Genomic DNA, 11,238 nt, shown 5'->3' with positions numbered 1-11,238 from the left:
TGCCTTCCACCCCCGACAAGCCCGAAGCGCTGGCCATGCCTGACTTCTCCTGGCGCCTGTCGGACGAAGAAGCTGCTGAGCTGGCCACTTTCGTGCGTAGCGCCTGGGGCAATCACGGCGATAACGTCAGTGCCGACCAGGTCTCCAAGGTTCGCAGCTCCTTGCCGGAAGATCGCGTCACCAGCGCACCGGACTTCGACGACTGACCCCTTCAGGCTCTGATATCGAGTCACTGAAATCAGTGCAGAAAAAAACGCCTCGCAAGCATTCCTTGCGAGGCGTTTACGCTGGCCCGATCAATATCGGTATTTCATAGATTACCCACTTTGCTGACTCGCAATACTCATCACTCACAATACAATGAGATTGTCGCGATGGATCAGCTCTGGGGCTTCCATGTAACCCAACAGTTCAGAAATTCGTCCACTGGGCTGACCAAGAATCTTGCGCGCATCATCGATACCATAGTTGACCAACCCTTTGGCAATACGCGCACCGCTCTCGTCGACACACACCACCATGTCGCCACGCACAAAGCTGCCCTCTGCCTTGCGCACGCCAACCGGCAGCAAACTCGAACCACTGCTGCGCAATACACGCACCGCACCATCATCAAGCGTCAGGGTTCCACGTACCTGCAACTGGCCCGCCAACCAGCGCTTACGGGCTGCCATGGGCGCCTGGTCAGGAGTCAGCAAGGTTCCGAGCCTTTCGCCCTTGACCAGGCGGGAGATCACGTCCGGCTGGCGGCCACTCGCTATCACCGTCACTGCACCAGAGCGTGCCGCCAGACGCGCAGCCCGCACCTTGGTAGCCATGCCTCCACGCCCCAAGGCGCCACCACCACCTGCAACCGAGGCTAACCAAGGGTCATCGGCACGGCCCTCGTCAATCAACTTGGCATGAGGGTTCGAACGCGGGTCCGCATCAAACACCCCTTCCTGGTCGGTCAGGATCACCAGAGCATCGGCTTCAAGCAAGTTCGCCACCAACGCGCCCAAGGTGTCATTGTCACCAAAGCGAATCTCATCGGTCACAACGGTATCGTTCTCATTGACCACCGGTACTACCTTGAGATCCACCAGCGTGCGTAACGCCGAACGGGCATTGAGATAACGCTTGCGGTTGGACAAATCATCATGCGTCAGCAGAATCTGTGCCGTAATCAAGTCATGACGACCAAAGTGATTCTCGTATGTCTCGGTAAGCACATTCTGGCCTACCGCAGCCGCTGCCTGCAGCTCATGCACAGCAGAGGGCCGTGCCACCCAGCCCAGGCGCACCATGCCTGCAGCGACAGCACCAGAAGACACAAGGACCACCTCGACACCGGACTTGCGCAGTGTGGCGATCTGATCGACCCACCCTCCAATGCCATCATCGTCTAAGCCGCGTCCATCATTGGTCAGCAGGGCACTACCTATTTTCACCACTAACCGGCGTGCGCTGGACAACGCTTCACGCCCGGGAACCTGCTCGATATGCATCCCTTTCACCCGATCACTGATTTACCCAGCGCAGCCCGAAACCTTCCACAATCCTTCAGGGGGCGTATTCAATCTCGACATCATAATCATCATCATCGAAGTCGTCGTCATCGTCTTCATCCCGACGGCGCTTGCGACCCAGACGTGCCTCAGTACGCGCCACCGCCTCTTCTTCCATGCGGCGTCGCATTTCCATCTCGCGCTCCCTGGCCTCTTCATCCTCATTTTCGAGGGTGCGCTGCTCAGTGAGCCAGCGATAAGCAGCCTGGACCAGAACATCGGTGCCATCATGGGAAATAGCGGAAATCCGGAACACGGGTCCATCCCAGCCGAGACGGCGCACGATGTCGGCAACTTTTTCTTCGCGCTCGTCCTCTGGCAGCAGATCAAGCTTGTTGAGCACCAGCCAGCGCGGGCGCTCGGCAAGTGCCGGAGAGAACTGCCCCAGCTCATGGACGATAGCCTGCGCAGCTTCGACAGGATCCGACTCATCGAAGGGCGCCACATCCACCACGTGGAACAACAGGCGAGTACGCGTCAGATGCTTAAGGAAACGCAGACCAAGTCCCGCACCATCAGCCGCACCTTCAATCAATCCCGGCACGTCGGCCATGACGAAGTGCTCGTGCATGCCAAGCTTCACCACTCCAAGGTTCGGCACCAGGGTAGTAAAGGGATAATTGGCCACCTTGGGTTTAGCAGCCGATACCGCACGAATCAACGTTGACTTGCCAGCATTGGGTAACCCCAACAAGCCCACATCAGCCATGACTTTCATTTCCAGGCGCAGGTTGCGCCGCTCGCCTGGCGTGCCTGGTGTGGTACGACGAGGAGCACGATTGGTCGACGACTTGAAATGGATGTTTCCCAAACCACGGCGTCCGCCCTGAACGACCTGAACGACCTGGCCTGCCTCCGTGACATCTGCAATGACTTCAAGAGTATCCTCATCGATCACCGTCGTTCCTACCGGCACCTTGACATGCAGGTCATCACCCGCCTTGCCGCTCATCTGGCGACCCTGGCCAGGCGCTCCATTCTGAGCCTTGTAGAAACGCGTGTACTTGAAATCGATCAGCGTATTGAGTGCATCATCACCAATCAGGTAAACACTGCCCCCATGGCCACCATCACCACCATCAGGCCCACCCTTGGGCACGTACTTTTCGCGCCGAAAGCTCAGGCAACCACTACCTCCGTTGCCCGCTTCCACGATGATCGAGGCTTCGTCGACGAACTGCATCTGTAATCTCCTGGTGGACACACCAGCATACGGAAACGACGCTCAGGTTGTATCTGAAATGTCTGCGCTCAGCCATACCGCTTGAGAGCGGAAAGTGCTTGATCCGCGTCTGGAACGCGGATAGCCCGGATGATCGCTCGTCGACTTTTCAGACAGCCCTCATATGCCTTGTTTCCATGATACAAGAAGGCCCCGCGCTTGGCGGGGCCTTCTTGGGTCGAAACCACTACCTGCTCAGCCCAAAACGACTTTCAGGCCAGGGGAACGACCCTCTACGCTCGGGCGGTCTCAGGCAGAGACAACGCTCACGAACTTGCGGTTTTTCGGACCCTTGGTCTCGAACTTGATCACGCCTTCGTTCAGGGCGAACAGAGTGTGATCCTTGCCGATGCCGACGCCAGTACCGGCGTGGAACTTGGTGCCGCGCTGACGCACGATGATGTTGCCAGGAGCCACAGCCTGACCACCGTACAGCTTGACACCAAGACGCTTGGATTCAGAATCGCGACCGTTTCGTGTGGAACCAGCAGCCTTCTTATGAGCCATTGCAAAGTCCTCGCTCGTTAAGGGAATGTTCTGCAACGCAGCTTGCCCGGGGACAAGGCGTCAGGAAACACTGAATGAATCAGCGATTTCCTCAGGCAGAGATTCCAGTGATTTTAACTTCAGTGAACCACTGACGGTGGCCCTGACGCTTCATGTGGTGCTTACGGCGACGGAATTTGATGATGGTCACCTTCTCGCCACGGCCGTGGGCAACGATCTCGGCAGAGACCTTGGCACCTTCAACCAGCGGAGCACCGATGGTGACGTCGTCGCCATTACCAACCAGCAGAACCTCGTCGAACTCGACGGTATCGCCAGTGGGGATTTCCAGCTTCTCGAGCTTGAGGGTCTGGCCTTCCTGAACGCGGTACTGCTTGCCACCGCTCTTGATAACTGCGTACATGTCTATCTCCAGAAACTCATCGGGGTTGGCTCTTGATCGACCTGTTTCGAGTGGCGCCCCTTTTGACACCATCTGACAGGGAGCATGGATGAGTGGGCCGCGCATTATAACCACCTTCTTCGACATACACAACCCAATATGTATCGTCAAGCTGTCCCGAGCCTCGACAATCATCATCTTATGGCTCAGCTTTCAAGCAACTCTTGACCATGGCTGTCTTGACGCCCCCATGGGGGGCCCATAGCATGACCGGCAACCCAAGAGCTCTATCGAGTCTGTCTAAAGCCGTCTTTCTACCAGTCGAAGCTGCCTTCATGCCTGCTAACGCCACGTCGCCAAGTACTTCAGCCCCATCCCCCATCCACGCCGTGGTCGCCGACGACTTCGCCGCAGTCAATCACACCATCATCGACCAGCTCGCTTCACGTATTCCACTGGTCGAGACCATCGGCCAGTACATCATTGAAAGTGGCGGCAAGCGGCTACGCCCGCTGCTGGTACTGCTGGCGACCCGGGCACTGGACTATCAGGGCGACAAGCACATCACCCTGGCGACACTGATTGAGTTCATGCATACCTCCACCCTGCTGCATGACGATGTTGTCGACGAATCCCATATGCGGCGCGGCAAGGCCACGGCCAACGATGCCTGGGGCAATGCGCCTTCAGTGCTGGTAGGCGATTTCCTTTATTCCCGCTCGTTCCAGATGATGGTGGAAATCGGCTCCATGCGCATCATGGAGGTCCTCTCCAGCGCCACCTGCACCATTGCCGAGGGTGAAGTGCAGCAGCTGACCAATGTTGGTAACCCCGACATCAGCGAGGCAGACTACTTCGAGACCATTCAGGGCAAGACCGCCATGCTGTTCGAGGCGGCTTCTCATTGTGGCGCTATCCTGTCGGCAGCCACTCCCGAGCAGGAACAAGCCCTGGCCGCCTATGGTCGCTACCTGGGCCTTGCCTTCCAGCTGATTGACGACCTGCTCGATTACCAGGGCGACGCCAAGGCCATGGGCAAGAACGTCGGTGATGACCTTGCTGAAGGCAAGCCGACCTTACCCTTGATTCAAGCCATGGCAGCAGGCACGCCTGAACAGGCCAAGCTGATTCGCCGCGCCATCCGCAAAGGTGGGCTTGACCATCTGGATGAGGTGCTGGCCATTATCGATGCCACCAGCGCTCTGCAATACACTCGCCAGAAAGCAGAGGAAATGGCTGACAAGGCCTTGGCCGAACTCGAGCACCTCCCAGAGTCGCCCTTCCGCGATGCCATGGCAGATCTCGCCAAACTCGCTGTCGAGCGTGAGACGTGAAACACCCTGGCACTGGCTCTTGCTAATCAATGGAGCATGTCGCTAACGCCCCGGCGCGAAGGGAAAAAAATCGCGGACTGGCTTTCTTGAGGCTTGCAATAACAAAACGGATCCGTATACTACGCATCCGTTGAGGCAAGGCCTCGGCAGAAGTCGGAGTATAGCTCAGCTTGGTAGAGCGCTGCCTTCGGGAGGCAGAGGTCGTAGGTTCGAATCCTGCTACTCCGACCAGAATCAAATGAATCCGCTGACTTCTCTCATAGAGTCAGCGGATTTTTTTATGATCACGAACGTCACGTGACCGTTTCGTACCAGAACAAGGTTGTCCACAGCCTCTCGGGCAGCAGCCAGTATAGATGAGCATACCTCTGTGTTAGCTCACGGCCTCATACTTCCATCCATACAGGCAGCTTCCAACTGTAATTACCTTGGATGGCGATGCACCCTACTACCCCACTCACCAACTAAGGTGGAATGTCACCCTTCGATGTAACCGGTTACACATACAAGGATATGCCCTTTAGGAAAGCTTTGCCCCACTTCACCTATGCTCGTCCTGCTTTCACACCGGAGACTCACATGGCGCAACATCCCATCAGCCGACGCTGCCTGCTGCGCAATACTCTGACCAGCTCTCTTGGCCTGGCTGCCCTTGGCGCCTTGAAGGCGCAGGCATCAGATGCCCAGAATGCCGGCAATAGTGTCAGCGACAGTGGGGCACTGAAAGGCAATATCCACCATTCCGTTGCCCGATGGACATTCGAAGACCTATCGCTGGAGGAGCTCTGCACGCTCGTCCGCCGTATCGGATTTTCCGCCATTGATCTGGTGGGACCCAGTGAGTGGCAGATCCTCAAGCGTCACGGCATCGACTCGTCCATGTGCAATGGGGCGGAGCCCAACTTGGAAGATGGATGGGGCGACAGGCAATTCCATTCCGCCTTGACCGACAGTTACCACAAGCATATCGATCTGGTGAAGGAAGCTGGTTACAAGAATCTGATCTGCTTCAGCGGCAATGCACGAGGCATGACTCCGGAAGATGGCCTGAAGAATGCCGAGCAGGGATTGAAGAGAATCCTGGGTCAGGCCGAGCAGAAAGGCGTCATCCTGCACATGGAGCTATTCAACAGCAAGGTCAACCACCCCGACTATCTGTGTGACAACTCGGCCTGGGGGATAGAGTTATGCAAGCGACTCGACTCACCCAATTTCAAACTCCTGTATGACATCTACCACATGCAGATCAGCGAGGGCGATATCATCCGGACCATTCGCGATAATCACCAGTATTTCGGCCACTACCATACGGCGGGAGTCCCCGGAAGGCACGAGATCGATGACAGTCAGGAACTCAACTACCCCGCCATCATGAAAGCCATCCTCGCGACGGGATTCACGGGCTATGTCGCACAGGAGTTCATTCCTGACAGGAACAGCATGGAAAACAAGGCACGTTCACTGGAAGCGGCCATTCATATCTGCGACATCTGAGAAGAGCCCTCAGCGACATTTGGAAAGAGCCCTCAGCGACATCTGGAAAGAGCCCTCAGCGACATTTGGAAAGAACCCTCAGCAACTCTGACAACAGCCCTCAGCGACATGGCGCTCCGCTGAGAGCTTCTTCTCAAGGCAGGTATCGCTCGGCAAAGATCCCTTCAAGGGCAGCATAGGGCAGATGCAACTCCGGTTGGCCCAGCGCATAAGGTGCGATGTCATAGGCATTGAACTTGATCACCGCATCCTCGGCCATTGGCGCGACATTATCTGTCTCTACCAGAGGCCACTGCTGTGCAAACTCTGCATTCTGCTCGATCTCCTTCAGCCAGCGCTGATGGGCATCCGCCACGGCGGCATCGAATGCCTCACGCTGCCCCTCGATCAACATGTCATCAAGCCCTACGCGCTGCTGAGTACGACGATCGACAACGAAGTACTCTGTCAGCGGCATGCCATGGGCACCACCGGTGAACACATAGCCATTCAGCTCGACCACCAGCAGGTCATTGTGGTCTGACACCACCTCGGCCTTCAGGCTGGCATCATAGGGAGGGATATCGGGGTTCGCCTGCCGGGCTTCCTGAGCACTGGCAAAGAAGGACGCAGCAAGCTGATCCAGATCCCGGGGCTCCGCCTCGGACCCACCGGTTCCGATGCCTTCCAGCATCGAAAACAAGTCCTGCTCAAGCTCAGCCGACAACTCGGGTGATTCAGGAAAACTGAGATATGCCAAGGATATCTTGGAGCAGTCTTCCGCATCATCACATGCTGGTGCCAGCATGGTTTTATCGATTTTCTCAATACTGAGCTGTTCTGCCGGCTTTTCTTCTGTGGGTTTCTCTCCATCAGCCGGCTGGCAAGCACTCAACAAAGGCAGCATCACTGCCAGCAAAGGCCAACGCAAATAGATCGACATGGGTACTCTCTCCTTGATATTCCCTGCCTTGAAGTCAATTTTTCCATCACCTGGGGCATGCTCTGAAAAGCCGCCGTTCAAGACTTGCAATTCATCCGATAGCGCCGGGAGCCAATATCCAGCTCAACCTCATCATCAACCTTGGTGTAGAAGAAACGGGCAAATTCATCAGAAGAACCTGACAACTGGTACCAACCACAGACGCCGTATCCATGATTGACCTCCTTCATGTCCTTCAGCACGATTTCCTGAGATGTGTCGAGCGTGGCAGCAATGGCATGCTGGATATCCGTATCGACATCACCATCAGAAAGAGTCGCTGCACCGATGACCAGGCCAACCGTGACCAGGATCATGATGACGGGAATATAGAGATTGTGCATGGCAATAGGGACCATGAAGAAAATGAAATACAGGAAACCATGATAACTGACTTTCAGTCGGGCAAGGAAAGAACTCTCCCTCATGTTTGCTACCACAGGCATCCCGTTCTCCACTTAGTGGAAAAGCCACCGATTGGCGACTACTACTTTACAGGGCACGCCTCTATCAGGCGGCCATCACAAGGGGAACGAACCATGCCAGGATATTATGAGCTCAAGCCATCGACAGATGGTCAATTCAACTTCACCTTAAAGGCAGGCAATCATGAAATCATCCTGACCAGCCAACGCTACAAGACCAGGAAGTCAGCCGAAAGCGGCATCGCCTCCTGCCAGAAAAACAGCCAGAACCCCAAGAGTTTCGAACGCAAAATCGCTAAAGATGGCCGCAACTACTTTACTCTGAAAGCAAGCAACGGCCAGGTCATTGGCACCAGTGGCATGTATCGTGCCTCACCCTCAATGGAAAAGGGCATCAAGTCAGTCATGAACAATGGCACAGGCCCCGTAAAGGTCAAAGAATGATGGCAACAACAAAAGTCGCCACCCTCAGCAAGCGCAGGGTGGCGACTTTTTCAGCGCGATAATTCAACTTCCAGCAAGAAGTCAGCACAGGCAACCGTCAAGGGTTCATTACCTGGCTTCCAGCTCCCTCTCCTTGGACTCAATCCCAAGGGCGATGACGCTGCTGATGAGCGCGTTCACGTTTCCGGAGCTCCCGCTCGCGACGATCATGCTGAGTCTCGCGACGCTCACGCTGCCATTCCCGACGGCGTTCATACTCCCGCCGCTGTTCATACTCCCGCCTGCGTTGCTCATGCAACCACTTTTCTCGATCGCGGTCGCGGTCGCGCTCCCACTCTTTCCTGTGCTGCCTCTCCCAACGCTCGCGCTCCCTCTCCCGACGCCCCCAATCGTATGAGCGATGACGCTCATAGCCACCATCTCCCGTGATGATGCCTGGCACGCCACCGATGCGCGTGGGATGATAAGCACAGCCGGCCAGAGCAAGGACAGCAACCATTGAGAGCAGGATAGATACAAGTCGCATGGCTTCATCCTTTCGGCTTCTTTATCGGCATGCTAACAAGCCGATAAGCTCCAGCCATGTGGCAAGGTCGCGACATCCCGTGTCAATGTTGTGCAAAGTGGCATGTGCCTCACCACTTTCATGTCCCGCCCCTCATTGATTATCAAAGAGCCTCGGCTTGAGAATCAAAAGAACCTCGGCCGAGGAGCTCTCGCCCATGAGCCATGACGGCTTAACAAACCTGATACAGATCATCTTTAGCAAACAAGGGCCGTTTACCGGATGCAATGTCTTGACGCTATTGGCACCATGCCGGATTGACCGTGACGCATCCGCCACGCATATTTCATGATTACCGGCACTGTGTTTATCCGTACAGTGGATACGATGTAACAGTTACGGTATACAGCAGTCCCCAATACAACAGCTATCAAAGCAGTACGCCATGGATGAACTCTGCCTCAGTCAATGGTGCGGCTGGCAAAAGCACGGAGAGGATCGTCCTGACACCCCTCAGCTGTTGCCAAGCGATGGCCCAGGCAAGAGCTTGCCTGCCATGTTACGCCGACGTCTCGATGACGCCGGGCGGGCCACCTGTGACATTCTTGCCAGCCTGGACAGCGGGGCGGAACTGCCGTTGCTGCATGCTTCACGCCATGGCGACGCTACTCGAACCCTGGCCATGCTGCATGACCTCATTGCCGGTGAAGCGCTGTCTCCGACACGCTTTTCACTTTCGGTTCATAACGCCACCCTGGGGATTCATTCCATTGCCCGGCAGCATCAACGTCCTCTTCAAGCACTGAGTGCTTGCGGCAACGAATTCGATGCCCTGTTGAGTGAGGCGCGAGGTTATCTTGCCGAAGGCTATCCTGCGGTGGTCATTGCATTTACCGAAGGCGATATCCCCAAGGAATACCTGGGCCATACCGAGCACCCCGGCAAGGCTTGCGCCGTAGGCATGCGCTTGAGCTTGAACGAGGGCCACAAGCTTGTTGCCGGCGCCTCCGGCAACTCACTACCGCGCCCCACCCCGATAGATATCATTGAGTGGCTATGTGGCGCAGGCAAGACGCCTATTGGCCGCCATGGGTGGACACTTGCATGAGTGGGGTATGGAACCGCGCCTGGCGCTGCATGGGGACAGCCATCTCCTTCGCCACCTTTGGTCTGGGCGGGCTGGTGATCGGGCTGGTCATCACGCCAATGCTTGCTGTGTGCATACGCAATCCACAACGGCGCCAACAGTTGGCCAGACAACTCATCCAGAAGGCATTTCGCTGCTTCATCGGGCTGATGCAAGGTCTCGGTGTGCTGGACTATTGCCTGGAAGGCCGACACAGTCTGGCCAGGCCTGGCCGACTGGTGCTGGCCAATCACCCATCACTGATCGACGTGATCTTCCTGCTGGCCCACACGCCTAATGCCGACTGCATCGTCAAGGGGCGTCTCGCTGACAACCTCTTCACCCGAGGGCCCATCCGAGCGGCTGGTTTTATCACCAACCGAGATCCCGAAGACCTGCTGGCGGCTGCACACAACAGTCTTGCCGCAGGCAATACTCTGATTCTGTTCCCGGAAGGAACCCGCACTACACCAGGGCGTCCGCTCAAGTTCCGACGGGGTGGTGCCAATATTGCCCTGCGTACCGGAGCCCCCATCGTCCCGGTATTGATCCAGTGCATACCAACTACACTGACTAAAGACGTTCCCTGGTACCACATACCTGCAACCAAGGTACATATTCACTTACGAGTTCTGGACGAACTACCGATAGAGCCGCCATCGGCAGCACCCACTCCGTTACAGGCCAGACGCCTGACTCAAGAGCTGGCCGAATTTTTCAATAGGGAACTGGAACTCCTACATGATGAGCGAAACACAACAGCTGTCGCTTGACCTGAAGCGCATGATCATCGACACACTCGAACTCGAAGACATCACTCCCGACGATATCGACGAAGATGCTCCGTTGTTCGGCGAAGGACTCGGCCTTGACTCCATCGATGCGCTGGAGCTCGGCCTGGCGTTGCAAAAGCGCTATGGCGTGAAACTCGACGCCGAGGCAGAAGACACTCGTCGCCATTTCGCAAGCCTGGCAGCGCTGCGGGCGCTGGTGGAGGCACATCGTGACGTCTGACTCCCGTACCATTCTGCAGCAACCCGGTCGTGACCAGATCCTGGCGCATATCCAGAAGACGCTGATCGAACTGTTCGAGCTGCCTGCCGAAGAAGTGCGTCCAGAGGCTCGTCTTTACGAGGACCTGGATATCGATAGCATCGATGCCGTCGACCTGGTCGTGGAACTCAAGCAGTTCACCGGTCGACGCATCAACCCTGAAGCATTCAAGTCAGTTCGAACGATCAATGATGTGGTTGATGCCGTTGAGGCTCTGGTTCGCAATCCAGACGCCTGA

The 11,238-nt window shown here is 56.3% G+C and carries 15 protein-coding genes and 1 tRNA gene; 9 read left to right on the top strand and 7 right to left on the bottom strand.

Translation table 11 applies throughout. The annotated features are described in order from the left end of the window. Positions 1 to 206: cytochrome c (locus tag Q1K07_RS18640; protein ID WP_300314548.1), on the top strand; the 206-nt coding region annotated here is incomplete at its 5' end. A 144-nt stretch (positions 207 to 350) separates the two neighbouring features. Here Q1K07_RS18640 and proB read toward each other — a convergent pair. The 4 genes from proB to rplU all read right to left on the bottom strand — a co-directional run bounded on the left by proB (position 351) and on the right by rplU (position 3,679). Next, positions 351 to 1,487 (bottom strand): glutamate 5-kinase, encoded by a 1,137-nt coding sequence (proB, locus tag Q1K07_RS18635; protein ID WP_300314545.1) that lies wholly within the window; start codon positions 1,485 to 1,487, stop codon positions 351 to 353. A 55-nt stretch (positions 1,488 to 1,542) separates the two neighbouring features. Further along, positions 1,543 to 2,730 (bottom strand): Obg family GTPase CgtA, encoded by a 1,188-nt coding sequence (cgtA, locus tag Q1K07_RS18630; RefSeq protein WP_300314543.1) that lies wholly within the window; start codon positions 2,728 to 2,730, stop codon positions 1,543 to 1,545. 288 nt (positions 2,731 to 3,018) lie between these two features. Next, positions 3,019 to 3,276, bottom strand: coding sequence for a 50S ribosomal protein L27 (rpmA, locus tag Q1K07_RS18625; protein WP_300314540.1), 258 nt, complete (start codon positions 3,274 to 3,276; stop codon positions 3,019 to 3,021). A gap of 91 nt (positions 3,277 to 3,367) precedes the next feature. Continuing rightward, a complete protein-coding gene (gene rplU, locus Q1K07_RS18620; protein ID WP_149283213.1) occupies positions 3,368 to 3,679 on the bottom strand; it encodes a 50S ribosomal protein L21 in 312 nt (103 codons plus the stop codon). Positions 3,680 to 3,993: 314 nt separating this feature from the next. On the opposite strand from rplU, the gene ispB reads away from it, so the two are divergent. The 3 genes from ispB (at position 3,994) to Q1K07_RS18605 (ending at position 6,486) form a co-directional block, all read left to right on the top strand. Continuing rightward, positions 3,994 to 4,992, top strand: a complete 999-nt coding sequence (gene ispB, locus Q1K07_RS18615) for an octaprenyl diphosphate synthase (RefSeq protein ID WP_300314535.1) — start codon at positions 3,994 to 3,996, stop codon at positions 4,990 to 4,992. Between the two features lie 154 nt (positions 4,993 to 5,146). After that, a tRNA-Pro gene (locus Q1K07_RS18610) sits at positions 5,147 to 5,223 on the top strand. 348 nt (positions 5,224 to 5,571) lie between these two features. Next, the gene (locus tag Q1K07_RS18605; protein ID WP_300314533.1) at positions 5,572 to 6,486 is read left to right on the top strand and encodes a TIM barrel protein; all 915 of its coding nucleotides are present in this window, start codon (positions 5,572 to 5,574) and stop codon (positions 6,484 to 6,486) included. Between the two features lie 133 nt (positions 6,487 to 6,619). Here the strand turns inward: Q1K07_RS18605 and Q1K07_RS18600 are convergent, their stop codons facing one another. Both Q1K07_RS18600 and Q1K07_RS18595 read right to left on the bottom strand, forming a co-directional pair. Further along, entirely contained in the window at positions 6,620 to 7,408 is a 789-nt protein-coding gene (locus Q1K07_RS18600) for a DUF3298 and DUF4163 domain-containing protein (RefSeq protein ID WP_300314530.1), read from the bottom strand. A 77-nt stretch (positions 7,409 to 7,485) separates the two neighbouring features. Next, positions 7,486 to 7,791: a hypothetical protein gene (locus tag Q1K07_RS18595; protein ID WP_300314527.1), complete on the bottom strand. Its 306-nt coding sequence runs from the start codon at positions 7,789 to 7,791 to the stop codon at positions 7,486 to 7,488. Positions 7,792 to 7,986: 195 nt separating this feature from the next. Here Q1K07_RS18595 and Q1K07_RS18590 point away from each other — a divergent pair, with 195 nt between their 5' ends. Beyond that, on the top strand, positions 7,987 to 8,316 hold the full coding sequence (locus Q1K07_RS18590) for a YegP family protein (RefSeq protein WP_366945094.1): 330 nt from the start codon (positions 7,987 to 7,989) through the stop codon (positions 8,314 to 8,316). Between the two features lie 139 nt (positions 8,317 to 8,455). On the opposite strand, the gene Q1K07_RS18585 is transcribed toward Q1K07_RS18590, so the two are convergent. Beyond that, a complete protein-coding gene (locus Q1K07_RS18585) occupies positions 8,456 to 8,842 on the bottom strand; it encodes a hypothetical protein (RefSeq protein ID WP_300314522.1) in 387 nt (128 codons plus the stop codon). A gap of 424 nt (positions 8,843 to 9,266) precedes the next feature. On the opposite strand from Q1K07_RS18585, the gene Q1K07_RS18580 reads away from it, so the two are divergent. Genes Q1K07_RS18580 through Q1K07_RS18565 form a run of 4 tightly spaced genes read left to right on the top strand, consistent with a single transcriptional unit; the run spans position 9,267 to position 11,238 of the window. After that, on the top strand, positions 9,267 to 9,929 hold the full coding sequence (locus Q1K07_RS18580; RefSeq protein WP_300314519.1) for a beta-ketoacyl synthase chain length factor: 663 nt from the start codon (positions 9,267 to 9,269) through the stop codon (positions 9,927 to 9,929). Next, positions 9,926 to 10,720, top strand: coding sequence for a 1-acyl-sn-glycerol-3-phosphate acyltransferase (locus tag Q1K07_RS18575; RefSeq protein ID WP_300314517.1), 795 nt, complete (start codon positions 9,926 to 9,928; stop codon positions 10,718 to 10,720). The genes Q1K07_RS18580 and Q1K07_RS18575 overlap by 4 nt, the downstream gene beginning before the upstream one ends. Beyond that, positions 10,692 to 10,961 (top strand): phosphopantetheine-binding protein, encoded by a 270-nt coding sequence (locus Q1K07_RS18570; protein WP_300314557.1) that lies wholly within the window; start codon positions 10,692 to 10,694, stop codon positions 10,959 to 10,961. The genes Q1K07_RS18575 and Q1K07_RS18570 overlap by 29 nt, the downstream gene beginning before the upstream one ends. Next, positions 10,951 to 11,238 carry an acyl carrier protein gene (locus tag Q1K07_RS18565; RefSeq protein WP_300314514.1) on the top strand — a complete coding sequence of 96 codons (288 nt, stop codon included), beginning with the start codon at positions 10,951 to 10,953 and terminating at the stop codon, positions 11,236 to 11,238. The genes Q1K07_RS18570 and Q1K07_RS18565 overlap by 11 nt, the downstream gene beginning before the upstream one ends.

Source organism: Halomonas sp., from assembly GCF_029263665.1.
Lineage (GTDB): Bacteria > Pseudomonadota > Gammaproteobacteria > Pseudomonadales > Halomonadaceae > Halomonas.
The sequence above is the reverse complement of the archived record's forward strand: the minus strand, read 5'-3'. Positions and strand labels throughout refer to the sequence as shown.